Source organism: Roseateles sp. GW821-FHT09G03, from assembly GCF_059416045.1.
The window spans coordinates 190813-210659 of sequence record NZ_JBWKOK010000002.1 but is presented as its reverse complement, the minus strand read 5'-3'; the positions used below and the strand labels follow the sequence as shown (position 1 = coordinate 210659).

Genomic DNA, 19847 nt, shown 5'->3' with positions numbered 1-19847 from the left:
TCCGTTCTCCGATCCACCGTGGCTGCCATCGCGGCCACTGCCGCGTTCTGCGGTGCAGCAAGCGGCGCGTTCGCACAGTCCGCAGGCGTGCCTCAAGACGCCATCGGCTTCACCGAGTACGTTGCTTCGCAACTGCGTCAGCAGCTGGGCGACGGCACCGTCGTCGTCCGCGAGCCGCTGACGCTGGGCGTCGCGGACCAGCGCACGCGGCTCGACAAGCTCTATGCGGGCTGCCAGACCAACCGTGGCAATTGCGCCGACGACGTGAACGTGTTCGTGAAGACGACGACGCAGCAGTTCCGCGCCACCACGATCCCCGCGACGCGCGAGTCGCTCCGGCTGGCGGTGCGCACGGCCGCGTCGGTGCAGCAGGCACAGCGCGAGGTCGGCGGCGACGCCACGACCTTCCGCCCCCGGCCCTTCATCGGTCCGCTGGTGACGGTGCCGGTCTTCGACACGCCGCGCGCGTCGCGGCTGATCAGCGAGAAGGACTACAAGACGCTGAACCTGTCGGTCGACCAGGTGCGCGAGACCGCGCGCAAGAACACCTACGACGCGATGCCGCAGGTGCTGCAGCACGCCAAGCCGGTGCCTGCGGGCGAGGTGGGCAAGCTCGACGGTCCGGTGCTCCAGCCGAGCCGGCTGGTCTTCATCGACGACTGGAAGCCGCTGGCGGACGCGCAGAAGGGCAAGCTGATCGTCGCCGCGCCGGCCAACGACACGGTGCTCTACGTCAGCGACGACGACGCGTCCACGCTCGATGCGCTGCGCGCGCAGGTGCGCGAGCTGATGGGCAAGTCGCCCAATCCGCTGACGGACGTGCTGCTGCGGTGGTCGCCGTCGGGGTGGGTGCCGGTCCAGTGAGCGGCGCGGCGGCGGCGTCCTCGACGTCCGCGTTGACCCTCAGGCCCGATTCATGTGAGGACGGACCAGCCGCCGGCCCAGGAACCAGCCGACGCGCTGCAGCGCGAGCAGCCATCCACCGCTGAGCCACAACGCGCCGACGGCCGCGAGCGCGAGCAACGCGGGCGTACTGTCCGCGGGCAGCAGCGGTGGCAGCACGCTCGCGAGCAGCAGGGCGCCCAGCGTCATGCGCAGTCCTGCGTTGCCGGACAGCCAGCTCGTCAGCACCGGCAAGCCGATCGTCATCAGCGCGGCGATCGCCGGCCAGCCGCCGTGCGGCCGCCCCGGCTGCAGACGCCAGACCGGATTCGGCGTGTAGAGCCCCGCGCGCAGCACCATCGGACCGGCCAGGACCCACGCCGCGAGCAGGCCCGCCGGCAGCGGCGCGACCGCGCCCGGCAGCGTCAGCAGATAGAGGTAGAGCCCGGTCTGCGTCATGCCGGTGGCGAGGTCGTCCGGCATCGCCAGCATCACGCCGAACAGGGCGGCCAGGATGGCCAGCGGCACCAGCCAGGCGTGCAGTGTGTCGGTCATGGGGAACAGACCGTCGACGTAGCCGGCCACCCCGCTCGCCGCCAGCAATCCCACGCCGATCCAGGACCAGAGGTGGGGCAGACCCGGGACGCGCAGACGCCCGAACGGCGACTCGGCGACCCGCTTCCGCCCTTCGCGCAGCGAGCCCATCAGCGTGTCGAAGACGACGATGCCCAGCGGCACCGAGATGCCCAGGACCATCGCGTGGCTCACCGCGCGCGGCCAGTCGTGGCCGATCGCGAGGTGCAGGCCGAAGAGCAGGATCAGCAGGAGCAGGAAGTGCCAGCCCTGCACGCGCTTGATCAGCGTGAGCGCGGCCTGCTGGTCGCTGCGGTCGGCGCCAAGCCGGCGCAGCAGGAAGCCGCCGGCGTGATGCAGGTGCAGGTGGAAGGCGTAGCCCATCATCGCCGCGGCCAGCGAGGCGATCGAGCGGTCCCGGTCGCGCATCGAGCCGGCCAGTCGCGCGACAGCGGCCGTCGGGCCGAACTCGCGCAGCACGTCGGGATCGGTCACCGGGCGTGGGAACTCGCGGAGCAGCTCCATCAACCCGGCCATGCGTTCGGGGCCGAGGCGGCGCTCGGTGCGGAAGTCCTGCTCCCAGGCGAAGTGGTCGCGCAGCAGGTCGATCATCGCCACCGGCAGCTCGGCGTGGGTGTCGAGGATCAGGTGCGCGAAGCAGATCGAGGCGTGGTCGCGCACCTCCAGCGGCATCGCGAGCAGTTCCTCGCGCAGCGCCGGGACGGCGGCGGCCAGGCGCGGCTGGCCCTGGCGGCGCAGCTGCACCAGTTCCTCGCAGATCAGCTCGGGAGCCCGCCACGCCGGCAGCGTCGGGGCCACAGGCGCCGGATCCGCGTGGTGGAGCGGTCTGTCGCGGTCCAGCACGTCGTCGTCGCGTGGCAGCGGCAGCGGCGGCAACTTCGCGAGAGCCGCCTCGCGCGCTGCGGCCTCCTGGTCGGGCGGGGTCGCAGGCTTCGCGGCCGGTTCATCGGTCGCAGCGGTCGTCGAGGTCGCGACGGCCGCCGTCAGGGTGTCGGTGACTTCCGCGGCCCAGTCGACCTCGGGCGTCGCCGTGGCTCCGGAGACCTTCGAAGCGTCGCTTACGTCGGTGAGTTCGCTGACCTCGGCTGCGGCGGGGGGATGAGCCGCGGCTTCGGCCTCGGCGCGCGCCACGGCCTGCTGATGCCACCGCGCATGCCCGACGACCCGGTCATACGCCTCGCGCAGCGCCTGGTAGGCCTGCGCGTCGTCGTCGGGTCGTGTCTTGCGCAGCGTCTTCGCGTAGGCGCGCTTGATCTCGCCGGGATCGGTGCTCGGCGTCGCGAGCCCGACCGTCTCGCAATCCTGGCGCCAGGCCTCGTGCCAGTCTTCCATCACCTCGTGCTCCGTCAGAAGCGGAAACCGCCGTCGATGCTGTCCAGCGCCTCGCGCATCTGCTGGCGCGCCTGGCGGATGACGCGCGGGTCCTGCGTGTCGAGCGCCTGCTCGAACTGGCCCAGCCACGCCTGGATCGCCTCGCGCTGCTCGCCGAGCCGGTCTTCGTAGAGCCGCTTGGCGCGCTCGACCAGATAGCGGTTCTCTTCCTCGTCGCGCGGATGGCGCTTGAGCGCGCGCAGTTGCTTGAGCGCCTCGGTCATCTGCGCCTCGCTCATCTCGGTCGCGGTGTTGCGGATCAGCGTGCTCGCGGTCTGGCCGCCCAGCACGTCGCGCACGTCCGCTTCCAGCAGGCCGTTGGCGTCGTAGGTGAAGCGCACCTCGATCGAGGCCTCGCCGGCCGGGGCCGGCGTCAGCGCGATCTCCAGCTTGCCCAGATGCAGGTTCTCGCTGCCGATCGGCGACTCGCCCTGGCGGATGTCCAGCTCCACGACCTTCTGCTGGTCGTGCACGCTGAAGTAGCGCTGCATCCGCGACACCGGCACCGGTGTGTTGCGTTCGATGATGGGGCTGAAGCGGTCGTCGACCCGCTGCTGGCCGACGCGCTGCGACGTGATCACGCCCAGCGAGAACGGCATCACGTCGGTCAGCACGACCTCGTCCAGCGCCGCGTCGCGCGCCTTCAGGCCGGCCTGCACGGCCGCGCCCTGCGCGATGGCCTGGTCGGGATCGATGGTGCGCAGCGGCAGGCGCTGGAAGAGCCGCGTGATCATCTGGCGGATCATCGGCATGCGCGTCGCGCCGCCGACCAGCACCACCTCGTTCAGCGCCGACGGCGACAGCTGCGCGTCCTGCAGCGCGCGCTCGATCGGACGGCGCAGGCGTTGCAGCAGTTCGGCGGTGGCGGTCTCGAAGTCGGCGCGGCTGATCTCCAGTTCGGCGCGGCGGCCGTCCAGCATCAGGCCCATGACGGCGCTCTCGCGCTCGCTGAGGTCGCGCTTGGCCTGCTCCGCGGCGCGCCACCACAGCGCGGGGTCCTTCTGCAGCCGTTCGCGCTCGGCGAGCGACAGCGCGCCGCAGCGTTCGATGAACAGCTTGCCCACGGCGTGCGCGAAGTCCTCGCCGCCCAGGCGCGTGTCGCCGGCGCTGGCGCGCACCTCGACGACGCCGTCGAAGTACTCCAGCACCGACACGTCGAAGGTGCCGCCGCCCAGGTCGAAGACCAGGAAGGTGCTGTTGTCGGGGCGGTCCTGCAGGCCGTAGGCCAGGCCGGCGGCGGTGGGCTCGTTGAGCAGCCGCTCGACCTTGAGCCCGGCCAGTTCGCCTGCGGCGCGCGTGGCGCGGCGCTGGGCTTCGTTGAAGTAGGCGGGGACGGTGATGACGGCTTCGGTGACCGCCTCGCCCAGGAAGGCCTCGGCATCGGCCTTCAGCGACTGCAGCACCAGCGCGGACAGCTCCTCGGCGCGCAGTTGCCGGTCGCCGAGCCGCACCGTGCGGTCCGTGCCCATCAGCCGCTTGAAAGCCTGCGCGGTGCGGGCCGGATCGGTGGCGGCGCGCTCGCGGGCGGCCAAGCCGGTGATCAGCTTGCCGGCGTCGTCGATCGCCACGGCCGACGGCGTCGCGAAGTCGCCCAGCGCGTTGGGGATCAGTTGCGGGCGGCCGTCGCGGAAGACGGCGATGAGGCTGTTGGTCGTGCCGAGGTCGATGCCGACGATCATGGGAGGCGGAGGGGTCGGGTGTTGCGCGGCGTGGGGCCGCGGGCGCGCCTGAGCGCGAGGCGGCGGCAGGATATCAGTGCCCTGCCGCCGCGGACCCCTCGTCCGCCCGGAGGCCCCCTCACGGGGGAGGCCATCCGTGGCGAATCCGGCGACCTGTCACACCGCGGTGGCGCCGGCGTTGCGCACCGTCAACAGGTCGCCGAGTTGGACGCGGCGCAGGAACTCGCTGCGGATGCGGTCGGCGACCGCGCTGACGACGTTGCTGCCGTCCTCCGACGGATCGATGTGGACCCGGAACGGACGCTGGCCGAAGGGCGCGCCGACGACGTCCACGACGGCCCGTGCCACCTCGGTCGGATCCGCGTCCGCCGGCTCCGCGGCGGCCAGGTTGGTCATGATCTCCTGGGCCAGGCCTTGCGTCGGGCCCTGGTCGTAGGCCGCGACGCGTTCGACATCGCCCGGCGAGCCCGAATGCACGAAGTGGTTGGTGCCCTTGGTGAAGGCGCCCGGGACCACGATCGCTGTCTCGATGCCCCAGCGCGCCAGTTCCCCCGCGTAACTGACGGCGACCGCGTCCATCGCCGCCTTGGCCGCGAAGTAGGGCGCCAGGTAGGGCGGCGTGCCGCCGCGCGTGCTGCTGCTGCCGATCCACAGCAGCAGGCCGCGGCCCTGCTTGCGCAACTGCGGCAGCGCCGCGCGGTTGACCCGCTGCGCGCCGATCACGTTGACGTCGTAGAGCTGCGCGTACTGTTCCGGCAGGAAGGCTTCCGCCGGGCCGAAGGCCATGTGGCCGGCGTTGTGCATGACGACGTCGAGCCGGCCCTGCTCGGCAACGATGCGGGCGATGGCGGCGTCGGCCGAGTCCTGCGACTGGACGTCGAGTTCCAGCGCATGGAGCTTCACGCCGTGCTCGCGGGCGTAGGCGTCGACGGCCGTGACCTGCGACGCATTGCGACTCTGCGTGGCGCGCATGCTGGCGTAGACGATGTGGCCGGCGTCGGCCAGCGCGCGGGCGCTCATGGCGCCGAAGCCGCTCGAGGCGCCGGTGACGAGGATGACCTGGGAAGAGGAAGAAGGCGTCGACGTGTTCATGGCAGTGCTCCTAAAAGGGGGGGACTGAACCGGGACTCGAAGGGGTCAGTCATTGATGGGGGCGATGGGCCCCCGAGGGGCCCTCAAAAGGGGGCGTTCGTTCAGGCGAAGCCGCCGTTGGCGCGCAGGACCTGGCTGTTGATCCAGCCGCCGTCCTTGCCGACGAGGAAGGACACGGCGTTGGCGATGTCCTCGGGCGTGCCCAGGCGTTCCAGCGGGGCGACCTTGGCGGCGCTGTCGATCTGCTCCTGCGACTTGCCCTTGAAGAACAGCTCGGTGCCGACCGGTCCGGGGGCCACCGCATTGACGGTGATCGAGCGGCCGCGCAGCTCGTTGGCCAGCACGTGGACCAGGCCTTCGACGCCGGCCTTGGAGGCGATGTACGGGCCGTAGTTCGGGAAGGACTTGGCGATCACGCTGGTCGACAGCGCCACGATGCGGCCGCCGGCGGCGACCTTCTCCGCGGCGTGCGACAGCACCAGGAAGGCGCCGCGCAGGTTGGTGTCGATCACCTGGTCGAAGGTCTCCAGGCTGGACGGCTTGATCGCGCCCATCGGCATCACGCCGGCGCTGTGCACGACCGCGTCGAGGCGGCCGTAACGGCGCAGCGTTTCGTCGAACAGCGCGGCCACCTGCCCGGCGTCGGACACGTCGGCCTGGACGGCGGTGGCGCGACCGCCGGCGGCTTCGATGGCGGCGACGGTGTCCTGCGCCGCGGCGGCATTGCCGGCGTAGTTGACGACGACCGAGTAGCCGTCGGCGGCCAGCCGCCTGGCGATGGCTTGGCCGATGCCGCGCGAGGCGCCGGTGACGAGGGCGGTGCGCAGGCCGCGGTCGGTGGTGATGGAGGTCGAGATCGGGGTCGAGGCGGAAGTGGCAGTCATGGTTCGCTCCAAGGGTTGAGGGAAGCGCCTGAGAAGGGGGAGAGGAGGCGGGAGGAGGGCTTCCGGGTTGCGATGGAACGAATTCTGGTTGTTGATCAGATCCGGAAAAAGGAGTGAAAATTGGCTAGTCAGTTCAACCTGACTCAACAAATGCCTGCGAGGATGCTGGAATGGACCGATTCGAGACCCTTCAGCTGTTCACCCGGATCGTGGAGCTGCGCAGCTTCACGCAGGCGGCCGCTCACCTGGACATCCCCCGGGCGACGGCCACGCACGCCATCAAGGCGCTGGAGGCGCGGCTGGGCACGCGGCTGCTGGACCGCACCACGCGCGACGTGCGGCCGACGCTCGACGGCCAGGCGTACTACGAGCGCTGCGTCCTCGTGCTCAATGAGCTCGACGATGCCGAGGCCTCGCTGAAGCAGGTGGCGTCGAATCCGCGCGGCGTGCTGCGCGTGGACATGCACGGCGTGCACGCGTCCCACATCGTGCTGCCGCGCATCGACGAGTTTCGTGCCCGCTTCCCGCAGATCGAGCTGGTGGTCAGCGGCGGCGACCGCCTGGTGGACCTTGTGCGCGAGGGTGTCGACTGCGTGCTGCGGGCGGGCACGCCGCGCGACTCGACGCTGGTCGCGCGCAAGCTGGCGTCGATGCCGCAGATCATCTGCGCGAGTCCCGAGTACCTCGCCCGCGCCGGCACGCCGCGGCATCCCGACGATCTGCCATGGCACCAGACGGTGCGCTTCTTCGCCAGCGGCGGCGGGGCGGACTATCCGCTCGAACTCACGGTGGACGGCCAGCTGCGGCGCTATCCGCTGCCGGGCTGGATCTCGGTCAACGATGCGCAGAACTACCTTGCCTGCGCGCTGCGCGGCTGCGGCCTGATCCAGGTGCCGCGCTTCCACCTCGAGCAGGAGCTGGCCGACGGCAGGCTCGTCGAAGTGCTGTCGGACTGGGAGAGTCCGGCGATGACGCTGTCGGCGCTCTATCCGCAGCATCGGCAGCTGTCGCCGCGTGTGCGGGTGTTCGTGGACTGGCTGGCGCAGTTGTATGCGGAGAAGTTTCCGGTGCCGTCGGCAGCAGCCTGAAGCGATCGCTCGATTCCCCCCCCCTCTCTTCGTCTGTCCCGATCAACTCCTGCGCCCGATCGTCTGTCCCGAGCCAAGTCCATCTGTCGCATGCGGGGTTGACGTCCCACTTCCTTGTGTATTACTGTACCGATACACGCTGACAACACCGTCGGCACTCGCACCCCGCCGATGGACGCCGACCTCCTCTTCAGCATCAACCCGGGCTCCCCCGAGCCGATCTACCGCCAACTGGTGGAGCAGCTGCGCCGCCGCGTGGCCAGCGGGCAGCTGGTGGCGGGGCAGGAGATCCCTTCCGTGCGTGAACTGGCGCAGGCGCTGGCGGTGAATCCGATGACGGTCTCCAAGGCCTTCGGGCTGATGGAGGCCGAGGGCCTGGTGGAGCGCCGCCGCGGTCTGCCGATGGTGGTGGCGGCGCAGCATCAGAAGGCGATGAAGACGCGCGGCCGCGTGGAGCTGCTGCGCCCGGCGCTGGAGAAGGCCGCCGCGGAGGCGCGCCAGCTGGAGCTGCCGCCGGATCAGGTGCTGGCGCTGTTCAAGGCGCTGCTCGAGGACCAGGGAGAGACGCGATGACTCACACGCTGAAGCAGACACTGCACGAGACACTGGATCACACGATGACGATCAGCCCCGCGCAGAGCCGGGCGCTGGCCGATGACGCGCTCGCCGCGCCGCCGGTGAGCGCGAGCGGCCTGCGGGTCGACTTCAAGGGTCAGCCGGGCGTTCTCGCCGGTCTGGACTGGACGTTGGCGCCGCGGCAGGTGGTCGGGCTGCTGGGCCGCAACGGCGCCGGCAAGACCACGTTGCTGGAGACGCTGCTGGGCCTGCGCGAACCGCAGGCCGGTGAGGTGCGTCTCTTCGGTCAGCCCGCGTTGACGCCGGACGACGCGTTGCGTGCGCGGCTGGGCTATGTGCCGCAGCAGTCGGCGCTGTTCGAGGACTTCCAGGCCGGCGATCTGCTGCGCTACTTCCGCAGCTTCTATCCGCGCTGGAACGACGCGAAGGTCGACGGCCTGATGTCGCGTTGGGAGATCCCGCGTGATCGTCGCATCGCTCAGCTGTCGCAGGGGCAGCAGCAGCGGCTCTCGATCATCCGGGCGCTGGCACACGAGCCCGATCTGCTGGTGCTCGACGAGCCCGTCGCCAGCCTCGACGCCGCCGGCCGCCGCGACTTCCTGCGCGAGCTCGTCGACCAGGTGCTGGACCGCGGCACGACGGTGCTGTTCTCGACGCACATCCTGTCGGACCTGGAACGCGTGGCCTTCAACGTCGCCTTCCTGAGCCGCGGCCGCATCGCGCTTCACGCGCCGCAGGACGCCCTCGCGGAAGAGGTCCGGCTGCTGGCCGGGCCGTTGGGGCGATTGCAGACGGCCGTCGACGTGCACGGGGGTCAGGTCTTGAGTCGACGTGACCTCGGCGAGCACCCGCGCTGGCTGGTGCGTTTCCCCGAGGGCAATCTCCCGCAGAGCGACGCCGCGCTCCGTTGCGAAGCGCTCAGCCTCGAAGACCTCTTCCTGGAGCTGACGCAGTGAACGCGGCAATGAACGCGGCGCGCCCGCTGCCCGGCGTCGGCGGGCACCTCGCGGTGCTGCGCGCGACGGCGCGGCCTTTGCGCCGGCTGTGGTGGGCGCTGCTGCCGATGGCCGGGATCACGGGCCTGACCTCGATGAAGTCCGCGTCCGCAGCGGGCGTCGCGTTCTGCATCATGGCCGCGATCGGGCTGCAGTTCGTGTGGTGGCTGTGTGCCAGCGCAATGAGCATGCAGAACCACCCGATCACCGCGCGCCTGGTGCCCGGCCATCTGCGCCTGCTGCGCGAGGTCGGGGTCGCGCTGTTCCTCCTGATCGCGATCGGGACCGGGCTGCTGCTGCATGCCGTGTTCGGCCACTTCCTGCTGTTCACGATGCTGGCGGGAGCCGTGCTCGTCAGCTTCTCGATGGCGCTGCGCTGGCCGATCACCTGGTTCGTGTTCTGGGTCTTTCCGTGGATCCCGAGCGCGCTGCTCAAGGACACCGTCGTCTGGCGCGAGGCCGCGGCCCTGCTGCGCGGCTGGCACGAGCAGCAGCCCGTGACGCAGGCGGCGCTGGCGATGCTCGCGCTGAGCGTGGTCCTCTGGCACCTGTTCCAGGACGGCGGCCCCGGGCACTTGCGCTCCTGGCAGTCGGCCAGGGTCTTCAATGACCTGATGTCGATGAAGGCGACCTGCGCGACGCGCACGGCGCGGCCGCCTGTCCACCCGGTGCTGCGCCTCCTCGGCAAGCCGTTCACCTGGGGACTGCCGACCTGGACCCGCCACCTGATCCGCACCGCCACCCCGACCGCCGACAGCGTGGCGGCGCGTGCCGAGATCGCCACCCTGCGGAACCTGCACTGGTCGGCGACCGTGGGCGTGGCCGCCGTCATCTTCCTGGCGCTGCTGGCCGCGGAGCTCGCGGTGCTGTACTGGCTGCCCGCTCCGCGCGCGGCGACGGTGCTGCAGGGGGCGCTGCCGGGGACCTCGTTCGGCGTGATGTGCGCGCTGTTCGGGCCGCTGCTCAGCATCGCCGCGATGCTGAGACGGACCCGGACCGAGCAGTCCTTGCTGACGCTCGTGCCGGGCATGCCGCGGGGCGAGGCGATGAACCGCGTGCTCGCGCGCCGGATGCTGACGCAGTTCCTGCTGGTGCTGGGCTTCGGGGCGGCGGTGTTGACGCTGATGGTGTCGCTCGTGCCCGGCGAGTGGCCGCGCGATCAGCCGCTGATGGGCCTGCATTTCGCCGCCATCGCGCTGCCGGCGGGGCTGCTGCTGTGGCAGGACTGGTCGCGGAAGCGTCAGCCGGGAGCGACCCAGGCCGTGATGCTCATGCTCGGAGGGATGCTGGTGGCCGGACTGAGCATCGGCGCGAACCGGTTCTTCCAGATCATGCCTTGGCATGTCGTGGCGGTGACGGCGCCGCTGGCCGCCGTGCTGGCCGTGTGGCGCTGGCGCGCAGTGCGGCGCATGGCGCCGTTCTGGCCGGTGGGCCGGCACGCAGAGGACTGAGCGGCCAGGACCGCCGCTCGGGGCGACCGCCCAGGTCGGCCGCTCAGATCGGCAGCTCGGTGTAGTACCGCCCGCCGTGGAAGATCAGCGGCTGCGCCTGCTCGGCGCGCGTGCAGGCCTCGACTTCGCCGACGAAGATGACGTGGTCGCCTTCCTCGTACTGGCTTCTGTTCGCGCATTCGAAGACGGCGGCGCAGCCCTCCAGCACCGGCGCGCCACCGCAACCCTCGCGGAAGCGCACGCCGGCGAAGCGGTCGATGTCGCGCGTGGCGAAACGCTGCGCCAGTTCCTTCTGATCCGCGGCCAGGATGTTGATCGCGTAGTGCGAGCCGCGGCTGAACACCGGCATCGATCCGGCCCGGCGCGCCAGGCTCCACAGCACCAGCGGCGGGGACAGCGACACTGAGTTGAACGAGTTGGCCGTCAGGCCGACCAGGGTGCCGTCCTCCGCGCGCGCCGTCACGATGGTGACGCCGGTGGCGAACATGCCCAGCGCCGCGCGGAATTCCTGCGGGTCTAGCGGCGAAGTGGCACAGGTCGGAGACGGCGTGATCAGTGGCGACTGGGACATGATGACCGGGATTGTCGCCTGCCTAGAATCCCGCCATGGTTGATGCTGACTTCTCTCCCGATGCCGACGTTCACCTGCCGTCGGCCCCCGCCTACGGCTTCGGTCGCTGCGATTGCCGCCGCTGCGGCGCCGACGGTGCGCCGCGCCAGCCCGCTCGGCGCCTGTTCACCGGCCTGATCGCGGCCGGCGGCGCGCTGGCGCTGTCGCCGGCCTGGGCCCAGGACGGCGTCGAGGTCGGCAAGCAGAGCCGCTTCACGAAGCTGGTGTCGGCTGAACAGATCGAGGCCGCCGCGCAGCAGCAGTACGTGCAGATGATGCGGCAGGCGAAATCGCAGAACGCGCTGGCGCCGCCCAACAACGCGCAACTGATCCGCCTGCGGGCGATCGCGCAGCGGATCATCCCGTTCGCCGCGGCATGGAACACGCGCGCGCAGCAGTGGCGCTGGGAGGTGAACCTGATCGGCGGCAAGGAGCTCAACGCCTTCTGCATGCCGGGCGGCAAGATCGCCTTCTACTACGGGATCCTCCAGCAACTGCAGCTGAGCGACGACGAGGTCGCGATGATCATGGGCCACGAGATGGCCCACGCGCTGCGGGAACACGCCCGCGAGCGCATGGGCAAGAACATGGCGACCAGCGGCGCGATCCAGCTGGGCGCGGCGATCTTCGGCCTGGGCGACTTCGGCCGTGGCGTGGCCAACATGGGCGGTCAGCTGCTGTCCCTGACCTTCAGCCGCGAGGACGAGAGCGAGGCCGACCTGGTCGGCATGGAGCTCGCCGCGCGCGCCGGCTACAACCCGCATGCCGGCATCACGCTGTGGGAAAAGATGGGACAGGCCAGCAAGGGCGCGCCGCCGCAGTTCCTGTCCACGCACCCGTCGGGCCCGACGCGGATCCGCGACATCGAGCGCACGCTGCCGCGCGTCCAGGGCCTCTACGCCCGGGCGCCCAAACCCGATCAGCGCTTCCAGCCGCCCGCGCCGGCGGCAAAGTCCTGACGGACACCGGCCAGGGACCTCGGGCAAGCACGGGGAGACACGCTGCCTCTTTCGAGGCTTGATGGCTCGAAAGGCCGATGCCATCGTGCTTCCCTACGGTTAGGTGCTGGCACAGCGATTGCCGTGGCCGCCCACGAGGGCCACACTGGCACCTCGTCACCTGAGGGTCCACATGTCGGGTCAGGAGCCATCGCACGGGCCGGGTGCATCCCCCGCACCCGAGGAAGGCGTCGCGCACGTCGGGGCCGCGCTCGACTACGTCACCGACGCCGTCATCCTGCTGGAGCACGACTGGACCATCGAATTCGTCAACGTCGCCTTCGAGCGCGCGAGCGGCCGGCAGCGCGAGGCGCTCATCGGCAGGAATTACTGGACCTGCCTGGCCGGCGCGATGGGGGCGCGTTTCGACGTCGAGGCTCGCTCCGCGATGCAGACGCGCGCCGCGCACATCTACGAGGAATTCAATGCCCGCCTGAGCAAGTGGTTCGAGTGCCGCGCCTTTCCCTGCGAGCACGGCCTGGTGGTGCTGTTCATCGACATCACGATGCGCAAGTCCGACGAGCTGACGCGTGTCGACTTCGAGGAAAAGCTGATGCGCATCCAGCGGATGGAATCGCTGGGCACGCTGGCCGGCGGCGTGGCGCACGACTTCAACAACATCCTGGCGGCTATCCTTGGACACGCGGGGATGATGCTCGACGAGCTGCCCCCGGCGTCGCCGCTGCGCGGGCACATGCAGCAGATCAAGCGGGCCGGCGACCGCGCGCGCGAGATCGTGCAGCGCATCCTGGCCTACGCGCGGGGCAGCGGGCATGAGTTGTCCAAGCACCGGCTGCGCCCGCTGGTCGAGGACAGCATCGGGCTGTTGCGCTCGACGCTGCCGGCGTCGGTGCGGCTGACGGTGGACCTGCACGGCGACGACTGCGTCGCGACGGTCGATCCGGCGGAGGTCCAGCAGGTCGTGCTGAACCTGTGCACGAACGCGTGGCAGGCGATGCCGGGCGGACACGGGCAACTGCACGTCGGCCTGCGCGCGGTGCATTTCGATGTCCCGCATGCCTTCGCGATCGGCCGCGTGGCGCCGACGCATTACGCGGAGCTCAGCGTGCGCGACGACGGCCACGGCATGGAGGAGGACGTGGCGAAGCGGCTGTTCGAGCCCTTCTTCACGACCAAGCCGCGGGGCCAGGGCACGGGCCTGGGCCTGCACATCGTGCACGGCATCGTGCATGCGCACGGCGGCGCGATCGACGTGCAGTCGAAGCCGGGGATGGGGACCATCTTCTCGGTCTACCTGCCGGTCGTGGGCAGCGAGGCGGCGCCGCTGGACACGGCGGCGCTGGCGAGGGTGGCCGACCCCGGCGTGGGTGAGCACGTCCTCTACGTCGACGACGATCCCATCGTGCTGATGATGGTGGAGGCGTTGCTGAAGAAGGCGGGCTACGACGTCCGCACCTACGCCGAGCCGAGCGAATGCCTCGCGGACATCGAGAGCGGCCGCGTGCCGGTGCAGCTGCTGATCACCGACTTCAACATGCCGGGCATGAACGGCCTGGAGCTGGCGGTGGCGGTGCGCGCGACATTGCCGACGGTGCCGGTGATCGTCACGACCGGCTACATCGGCGACGAGCTGACCGATGCGGCCGACCGCATGGGGGGCGTGGCGGTGCTGCAGAAGGAGCGCAGCTTCGAGGAGCTGGTGGAGCTGGCCGCGCTGGCGCTGCGGGGCTTTCCGGAGTCGAGGTTCCTGGACACGGGCTTGTCGCCGCTCTGAATGCGGCTTGAGAGCGTTGCGACGCTGTCGGGAGACGGCGAAGCCTCAGCCCCAGCGCGCGCCGACGAAAGGATTGGTGCGCCGCTCCTCGCCGAAGCTGCTCTCGGGTCCGTGGCCGGGGACGAAGACGGTGTCATCGCCCATCGGCCAGAGGCGCTCGTTGATCGAGCGGATCAGCGTGGCGTGGTCGCCGCCGGGGAAGTCGGTGCGGCCGATGCTGCCGGCGAAGAGCACGTCGCCGACGAAGCAGCGCTTCGCGCTCGCGGAGTGGAAGACGACATGGCCTGGCGTGTGGCCGGGGCAGTGGCGCACGGTCAGGGTTTCGTGGCCGATCTGGACGGTGTCGCCGTCCTCGAGCCAGCGCGTAGGCGTGAACATCTCGGCCGGCGGAAAGCCGAACATCGCGGACTGCTGCGGCAGTCCGGCGATCCAGAACTGGTCGCCCTGGTGCGGTCCGATGATGGGCAGGCTGCGCAGACGCGCGAGCTCGCCCGTGCCGCCGGCGTGGTCGATGTGGGCATGGGTCAGCCAGATCGCCTTCAGCGTCAGGCCCAGGCGCTCGACCTCGGCGAGCAGGCGGGGGATCTCGCCGCCCGGATCGACGATCGCGGCTTCACGCGTGACGTCGCACCAGACGATGGAGCAGTTCTGGCGGAAGGGGGTGACGGGGACGGTCTGGTCGCGGAGAGGCATGGGGTACGGCGGAGTTTGGAATGAGGGCGACCTCAACTCTGAAGTGCAACACCTTCAGTAAGGTGTCAAAGGACGAAGAACAAAAAGTGGATCAAGAACGAAGACTTGCTTGGACGAGCGTAAGTTGTTGATTCTTATTGGCCAACTTGGCAACGGATTTGCTGTGCCCGACGTTGAATCAAAACTGGATCAAGAAAATCTACGCCCAGTGAGGAACGTAGCCGGCACGAGGATGATCAGGGTCCGCAATACGAATCAGCTTCGCATCCAGAGTCTTGTTGATCACCGCGGTGGCCTGCGCAGCGTTCTTCGGAGCGATTCCCAAGCGCTGACACAAGGAAGCGTTCTTCATCTTGTCACCGCTCAGGAACTTGAGCACGGCGTGGAAGTAGCACGCCCTGATGCGTTCATCTGAACTCATCTGAGCGAAGCTGCGCGGGCCATAGAGGACCGCCTGGAAGGAGTTTTCTTCTTCCCGGAAAAGTGGTGGCGGAAGCTCATGGACTTCGCAGGCCTCCACCACCTTGTCCAGGCCGCTCCCCTGTTCCTCGCACATCTTCATCCGCCGCATCAGCGACGCAAGCGCTTCATTGCGAGACCTCGGCGGCAAGTCGATCATCCGCTCGGGCTTCATCAGCGGCGCCCCAGGGTTGCTGATCTCCAGGCGGTCGAGGAACAGCTCGATTTGCGGCCCGGCACCTGTAATTGTCATGTCCTGATGGATCAGCGCGTTCGCGACGAGCTCCCGAATTGCCAAGACAGGAAATAGCGGATGCGCCTCGCGCAATGCCGCCCCGATGTGCTCGTTCTTCGGCTGCAGATCGTTCACATAGTTCACGATTCCCTCGAAGCCGATCGCATAGCCCTGCTGAGCATCCAGTCGGTGAGTCACCGTCGCTGCGCGGTTCTTGCCGGCATAGGCGACGAAGCGAACCGCCTTGCGCGAGATGCCAGCGTCGAAGTCGGCAAGATTGTGGGCGAACAGCACCGCTCCCAGGTTGGTCACGTTCCAGTGCGCGCCCACGTCCCGGGCCACAAGCCGATCAGCCTCCAGCTTGTCGATGATGGTCGCGTGACTCTCAGGCAAGACCTGCCCCGTCAGACGGAAGTACTGCGTGAAGTCGAGCAGCTTCAGCACCTCGTCCCGCGTCAGGAACTGCCGGGCTATTCCTTGCTCCCAACGATATGGCATCAGGCGCTCGACCAGCCGCTGATACCGCTCCGGGTACTCGGTCAACTTCGGCGTCGCGCTGCCGATTCGGATGTACGGCGTGCCGTTGAAGGCTACGGGGGCTCCCGTTGCGGCCGGGATTTCCAGAAGAACGACGCGGCCCTGCGGATGCGCGACCACGCTGAACCTGAAGGCTATGCTGGGCGACAAGGCGGCTGCAAGCCAGATGGGCAGTATCTGATTCCCAGCTGCCTTTTTGGTGTCCGGGTTGAAGTCGGTTCCCGTCACCTCATGGGTTTCATCAGCGATTCCCCACGCCATGAAGGCCATGTCGCGACCCTCGCTGCGGGCCGCATTCGAAAGCGCCGAGCAGCGCTTCCCGATCATCTCAGGGTCGGTGTTGTTTTCCTTGAACTCCAACCAGGAGGCCTCGGCAGGCTCACCTCGCAGCTGATCGATCAGCGCAATCTCACGGGCAGGGTGGTTCATGCGAAGGCGTCGCGGGTGTGGTCTGCGCAGCCAGACTGGCCGGACGACTCGTGAAAGTTCGGGATGGGTCGAGAACTTTACCCCGACGAAGTGGCGTCGATAACCATCCCTTCGCTTCGAACCGCGGAGCTACCGCAATGAGTGTTGAACAGTCCCGTCACGTCCGCAGCCGCGCGACCGCCCAGCCCATCGCCGGCCACACCACCCGACGGACGAGGAACGAGCTCAACGCCAGGACTGATCCGACCAGGATCGGCAGGATCGGACCGAAGGTCCACGCCATGCCGAGGACGAATCCGAGCAGGTACTCCCCGCGATACGTGGGCAGCGCGACGCCGCTGAGCAGGATCGCCAGGAGTACGGCCGCGGCGTGATCGGGCGTTCCGAGGCTGAAGGCCAGCGACAGGCCGATGCCCGCGCAGGCGGCGCCCAGCGCGGCGATCAAGATGGCGCGTTTCGCCGGGCCGGAGCTCGCGCGGCGCAGGAAGCGGCCGGAGAGGATCCACGTCAACGCCGGCATGGCCACGATGCCCCAGCCGTTGGACACGGACGGCAGGTCCGGATTGGCGAGCAGGTGATGGTTGACGATGCCGCCGTGCGTCCACTGCCACGCCAGATGCGCGAGCTCGAGCAGCGCGACCAGGATCGTGAGCAGCACGCGAGTGCGGCGGGTGTCCGCGGCGGTGGTGAGGGCGAGGGACATCGCACGCTCCTGGAGTGGAAGAAGCGGCGATCGTCGGCGGGAGGGCCAGGACTTGCCCGGCGAAAGCGACGAGCTGTCGAATGCGTCGGATGGGGCGTCACATGGGCCAATGCGGGGCCGGTTGTGGGATAGTGGATCGATCCGTCATCCGCCTGCAGGCCCATCGAGATGCCCCGAGATTCCGCCTCTTCCGCCCCCGCCGAAGGACAGGCGAATGCCCATCACGGGCCGCGTCAAGGTCTGGCCACGCTCACGCTGGGTGCCTTGGGCGTCGTGTTCGGCGACATCGGAACGAGCCCGCTCTACACGATGCGCGAGGTGCTCAATCCCGCCAACGGCGTGACGCTGGCGCCGGCGGCCATCATCGGCGCGGTGTCGGCCATCTTCTGGGCGTTGATGGTCGTGGTGACGCTCAAGTACGTCGTGCTGATCCTTCGCGCGGACAACCGGGGTGAGGGCGGCATCATGGCGCTCACGGCACTGGCGGTGCGCGCGGCCGGCGACACCCCGGCCAGGCGGCGCATGCTGCTGCTGGTCGGCGTCTGCGGCGCGGCGCTCTTCTATGGCGACAGCGTCATCACGCCGGCCATCTCCGTCATGGGGGCCGTCGAGGGACTGGAGCTCGTCACGCCGGCGCTCAAGCCTTTCGTGCTGCCCATCTCGGTGGCGGTCCTGACGGGCCTGTTCCTGATCCAGCGTCACGGCTCGGCGGCGGTCGGCGTGCTGTTCGGGCCGGTCATGCTGCTCTGGTTCAGCGTGCTCGGCCTGATCGGCGCTTTCCAGATCGCGCAGGCCCCGGAGATCCTCCAGGCGCTGGATCCCCGTTTCGGTTTCGCATTCCTCCAGGCGCGGGGCCCGGGCCTCTTCCTCGTCGTGGGGGCGCTCGTCCTCGCGCTGACGGGGGCGGAGGCGCTCTACGCGGACATGGGGCACTTCGGCCGTCGCCCGATCCGGCTGGCGTGGTCGGCGCTGGTGCTGCCGACCCTCGCCCTGAACTATGCCGGGCAAGGCGCGTTGCTGCTGAGGGACCCGACCGCGCTGGACAACCCGTTCTTCCGGCTGTTTCCCTCGTCGTGGCTGATCCCCATGGTGCTGCTGGCCACGCTCGCCTCCGTGATCGCGTCCCAGGCGGTGATCTCCGGCGCGTTCTCGTTGACGAAGGAAGCGATCCAGCTCGGCCTGCTGCCTCGCATGCGCGTCATCTACACCTCGGCGCAGGCCATGGGCCAGGTCTATCTGCCGGCGATCAACTGGACGCTGCTGATCGCGGTGCTCCTGGCAGTCATCGGTTTCGAGAGTTCGTCGGCACTGGCCTCGGCCTACGGCATCGCGGTGACCATCACCATGCTGATCACCACGGCACTGACCTTCTTCGTGGTGCGGCATGCCTGGCGCTATCCGGCGCCCGTGGCCTGGGCGGCGACGGCGGGGTTCCTCGTGGTGGACGCATTGCTCGTGGTCTCGTGCTCGCTCAAGATCCTGCAGGGCGGCTGGTTCCCGCTGGCGCTCGGCCTGGTGCTCTTCGCGGTGATGGCCACGTGGCGCCTGGGCAAGGAGCGCCTGCATGCGCAGGTCGCGGACGAAGACCTGCCGCTGCTCCCCTTCCTCGAATCGTTGTCCCACGACGTTGAAGGACCTCGACCGGACCGCATCGCGGTCTATCCGGTGTCCAACCCGGAGGTCGTGCCGCCGGCGCTGCTGCACAACCTGAAACACTACCAGCTGCTGCACGCGCGCAACGTGATCGTGACCGTGCGCTTCGACGAAGTCCCGTTCGTGCCCGAGGACCAGCAGCTCACGGTGGAGACGCTTCGCCCGGGCTTCTGGCGGGTGGTGGTGCGTTACGGGTTCAAGCATGAGCCCAATCTGCCGGCAGCCCTGGGGCGCTGCGCGCGCCACGATCTGCAATTCGATCCCTTCCTCGCCTCGTACTTCCTGAGCCGGCAGGTCGTCGTGCCGGGGACTCACAAGAAGAAGTCGGGGATGGCGCGCTGGCGGCAGCAGCTGTTCATCGCCATGGCGCGCAATTCCAGCAGCGCGGCCGATTACTTCCGGCTGCCGGACAACGGGGTCATCGAGCTGGGGTCACGGGTTCAGCTCTAGGCCTCTGGACGGGGCGCCCGCGTGTTCACCGCCAACTGGTCGGCGAAGGCCCGTTGGTAAGCGGGACGGGCTTCGCCGCGCGCGACATAGGCGGCCAGTCGCGGGAACTCATCGAGCAGACCCGTCGACCGCAGGCGCAGCAACACGTGGACCATCATCAGGTCCGCGGCGCTGAAGGCACCGGCTAGCCAGTCGGCGTCGCCCAGACGCGCGGCCAGTTGCTGCAAGCGCGTCCGCACACGCGTTTCGAGCAAGGGGAGCCGGGCCGCGTACCAGGGCTGGTCGCGCTCGAACAGGCGGGCCATGGTCAATTCGAGGATGGGTGGCTCCAAGGTGTTCACCGCGGCGAAGACCCAGGCGACGGCGCTCGCCCGCGCATCGGCGTCGTCGGGCAGCAGTCCGGGATGTCGGTGACCGATGTGAAGGACGATCGCGCCTGTCTCGAAGAGCGCCAGTCCTTCTTCTTCGTACGTGGGAATCTGCCCGAAGGGATTGAGCGCCAGGTGCGCCGGCTCCTTCATGGCCTGGAACGAGACGAGGCGGACGTCGTAGGCCAGCCCCGCCTCTTCCAGTGCCCAGCGGACGCGCGTGTCGCGTGCCAAGCCCTTGCCGCCGTCGGGCGAGCGGTCGAAAGCGGTGATGGTGATGGTCATGACGTCGATCCTTGCACGAGACGTGTCTGGGAACGACGAATGACCCTCACCGCGATCGACAGCTCAGCGCGAGAAAGCTG

17 protein-coding genes are annotated in these 19847 nt (G+C 69.2%); 8 read left to right on the top strand and 9 right to left on the bottom strand.

The window, feature by feature from the left end; translation table 11 throughout:
* The first annotated feature begins 18 nt into the window (after positions 1-18).
* Complete coding sequence (locus AC07OZ_RS08170; protein ID WP_495466666.1) at positions 19-864, top strand: DUF1444 domain-containing protein; 846 nt, start codon at positions 19-21, stop codon at positions 862-864.
* Between the two features lie 39 nt (positions 865-903).
* Here AC07OZ_RS08170 and AC07OZ_RS08165 read toward each other — a convergent pair whose 3' ends face one another.
* From AC07OZ_RS08165 to AC07OZ_RS08150, 4 genes are all read right to left on the bottom strand, one after another.
* Positions 904-2808 (bottom strand): hypothetical protein, encoded by a 1905-nt coding sequence (locus tag AC07OZ_RS08165; protein WP_495466665.1) that lies wholly within the window; start codon positions 2806-2808, stop codon positions 904-906.
* 14 nt (positions 2809-2822) lie between these two features.
* Entirely contained in the window at positions 2823-4526 is a 1704-nt protein-coding gene (locus AC07OZ_RS08160) for an Hsp70 family protein (protein WP_495466664.1), read from the bottom strand.
* A gap of 156 nt (positions 4527-4682) precedes the next feature.
* Positions 4683-5618 (bottom strand): SDR family NAD(P)-dependent oxidoreductase, encoded by a 936-nt coding sequence (locus AC07OZ_RS08155; RefSeq protein ID WP_495466663.1) that lies wholly within the window; start codon positions 5616-5618, stop codon positions 4683-4685.
* A 101-nt stretch (positions 5619-5719) separates the two neighbouring features.
* Positions 5720-6502, bottom strand: coding sequence for an SDR family oxidoreductase (locus tag AC07OZ_RS08150; protein ID WP_495466662.1), 783 nt, complete (start codon positions 6500-6502; stop codon positions 5720-5722).
* A gap of 170 nt (positions 6503-6672) precedes the next feature.
* On the opposite strand from AC07OZ_RS08150, the gene AC07OZ_RS08145 reads away from it, so the two are divergent.
* The 4 genes from AC07OZ_RS08145 (at position 6673) to AC07OZ_RS08130 (ending at position 10612) form a co-directional block, all read left to right on the top strand.
* Positions 6673-7590 carry a LysR family transcriptional regulator gene (locus AC07OZ_RS08145; protein ID WP_495466661.1) on the top strand — a complete coding sequence of 306 codons (918 nt, stop codon included), beginning with the start codon at positions 6673-6675 and terminating at the stop codon, positions 7588-7590.
* Between the two features lie 171 nt (positions 7591-7761).
* The gene (locus AC07OZ_RS08140; RefSeq protein WP_088408574.1) at positions 7762-8163 is read left to right on the top strand and encodes a GntR family transcriptional regulator; all 402 of its coding nucleotides are present in this window, start codon (positions 7762-7764) and stop codon (positions 8161-8163) included.
* On the top strand, positions 8160-9122 hold the full coding sequence (locus AC07OZ_RS08135; RefSeq protein ID WP_495466660.1) for an ABC transporter ATP-binding protein: 963 nt from the start codon (positions 8160-8162) through the stop codon (positions 9120-9122). The genes AC07OZ_RS08140 and AC07OZ_RS08135 overlap by 4 nt, the downstream gene beginning before the upstream one ends.
* On the top strand, positions 9119-10612 hold the full coding sequence (locus tag AC07OZ_RS08130; RefSeq protein ID WP_495466659.1) for a hypothetical protein: 1494 nt from the start codon (positions 9119-9121) through the stop codon (positions 10610-10612). Before AC07OZ_RS08135 ends, AC07OZ_RS08130 begins: the two co-directional genes overlap by 4 nt.
* 43 nt (positions 10613-10655) lie before the next feature.
* On the opposite strand, the gene AC07OZ_RS08125 is transcribed toward AC07OZ_RS08130, so the two are convergent.
* Positions 10656-11183: a flavin reductase family protein gene (locus tag AC07OZ_RS08125; RefSeq protein ID WP_331614856.1), complete on the bottom strand. Its 528-nt coding sequence runs from the start codon at positions 11181-11183 to the stop codon at positions 10656-10658.
* 35 nt (positions 11184-11218) lie between these two features.
* Here AC07OZ_RS08125 and AC07OZ_RS08120 point away from each other — a divergent pair, with 35 nt between their 5' ends.
* Entirely contained in the window at positions 11219-12181 is a 963-nt protein-coding gene (locus tag AC07OZ_RS08120; RefSeq protein WP_495466658.1) for a M48 family metallopeptidase, read from the top strand.
* Between the two features lie 172 nt (positions 12182-12353).
* Positions 12354-13955, top strand: a complete 1602-nt coding sequence (locus AC07OZ_RS08115) for a hybrid sensor histidine kinase/response regulator (protein WP_495466657.1) — start codon at positions 12354-12356, stop codon at positions 13953-13955.
* A gap of 45 nt (positions 13956-14000) precedes the next feature.
* Here the strand turns inward: AC07OZ_RS08115 and AC07OZ_RS08110 are convergent, their stop codons facing one another.
* The 3 genes from AC07OZ_RS08110 to AC07OZ_RS08100 form a co-directional block, all read right to left on the bottom strand.
* A complete protein-coding gene (locus AC07OZ_RS08110) occupies positions 14001-14648 on the bottom strand; it encodes an MBL fold metallo-hydrolase (protein WP_495466656.1) in 648 nt (215 codons plus the stop codon).
* A 199-nt stretch (positions 14649-14847) separates the two neighbouring features.
* On the bottom strand, positions 14848-16308 hold the full coding sequence (locus tag AC07OZ_RS08105; protein ID WP_495466655.1) for an ATP-binding protein: 1461 nt from the start codon (positions 16306-16308) through the stop codon (positions 14848-14850).
* Positions 16309-16465: 157 nt separating this feature from the next.
* On the bottom strand, positions 16466-17011 hold the full coding sequence (locus AC07OZ_RS08100) for a hypothetical protein (protein WP_495466654.1): 546 nt from the start codon (positions 17009-17011) through the stop codon (positions 16466-16468).
* 168 nt (positions 17012-17179) lie between these two features.
* Here AC07OZ_RS08100 and AC07OZ_RS08095 point away from each other — a divergent pair, with 168 nt between their 5' ends.
* A complete protein-coding gene (locus tag AC07OZ_RS08095) occupies positions 17180-19114 on the top strand; it encodes a potassium transporter Kup (RefSeq protein WP_495466653.1) in 1935 nt (644 codons plus the stop codon).
* Here the strand turns inward: AC07OZ_RS08095 and AC07OZ_RS08090 are convergent.
* On the bottom strand, positions 19111-19767 hold the full coding sequence (locus AC07OZ_RS08090; protein ID WP_495466652.1) for a glutathione S-transferase family protein: 657 nt from the start codon (positions 19765-19767) through the stop codon (positions 19111-19113). The genes AC07OZ_RS08095 and AC07OZ_RS08090 overlap by 4 nt on opposite strands.
* Positions 19768-19847: the final 80 nt, after the last annotated feature.

Excerpts from the sequence above, each read along its gene's own strand:
- AC07OZ_RS08165 (WP_495466665.1), bottom strand. The coding sequence starts at position 2,808 with ATGGAAGACTGGCACGAGGCCTGGCGCCAGGATTGCGAGACGGTCGGG.
- AC07OZ_RS08160 (WP_495466664.1), bottom strand. The coding sequence starts at position 4,526 with ATGATCGTCGGCATCGACCTCGGCACGACCAACAGCCTCATCGCCGTC.
- AC07OZ_RS08155 (WP_495466663.1), bottom strand. The coding sequence starts at position 5,618 with ATGAACACGTCGACGCCTTCTTCCTCTTCCCAGGTCATCCTCGTCACC.
- AC07OZ_RS08150 (WP_495466662.1), bottom strand. The coding sequence starts at position 6,502 with ATGACTGCCACTTCCGCCTCGACCCCGATCTCGACCTCCATCACCACC.
- AC07OZ_RS08145 (WP_495466661.1), top strand. The coding sequence starts at position 6,673 with ATGGACCGATTCGAGACCCTTCAGCTGTTCACCCGGATCGTGGAGCTG.
- AC07OZ_RS08140 (WP_088408574.1), top strand. The coding sequence starts at position 7,762 with ATGGACGCCGACCTCCTCTTCAGCATCAACCCGGGCTCCCCCGAGCCG.
- AC07OZ_RS08135 (WP_495466660.1), top strand. The coding sequence starts at position 8,160 with ATGACTCACACGCTGAAGCAGACACTGCACGAGACACTGGATCACACG.
- AC07OZ_RS08125 (WP_331614856.1), bottom strand. The coding sequence starts at position 11,183 with ATGTCCCAGTCGCCACTGATCACGCCGTCTCCGACCTGTGCCACTTCG.
- AC07OZ_RS08120 (WP_495466658.1), top strand. The coding sequence starts at position 11,219 with ATGGTTGATGCTGACTTCTCTCCCGATGCCGACGTTCACCTGCCGTCG.
- AC07OZ_RS08115 (WP_495466657.1), top strand. The coding sequence starts at position 12,354 with ATGTCGGGTCAGGAGCCATCGCACGGGCCGGGTGCATCCCCCGCACCC.
- AC07OZ_RS08110 (WP_495466656.1), bottom strand. The coding sequence starts at position 14,648 with ATGCCTCTCCGCGACCAGACCGTCCCCGTCACCCCCTTCCGCCAGAAC.
- AC07OZ_RS08105 (WP_495466655.1), bottom strand. The coding sequence starts at position 16,308 with ATGAACCACCCTGCCCGTGAGATTGCGCTGATCGATCAGCTGCGAGGT.
- AC07OZ_RS08100 (WP_495466654.1), bottom strand. The coding sequence starts at position 17,011 with ATGTCCCTCGCCCTCACCACCGCCGCGGACACCCGCCGCACTCGCGTG.
- AC07OZ_RS08095 (WP_495466653.1), top strand. The coding sequence starts at position 17,180 with ATGCCCCGAGATTCCGCCTCTTCCGCCCCCGCCGAAGGACAGGCGAAT.
- AC07OZ_RS08090 (WP_495466652.1), bottom strand. The coding sequence starts at position 19,767 with ATGACCATCACCATCACCGCTTTCGACCGCTCGCCCGACGGCGGCAAG.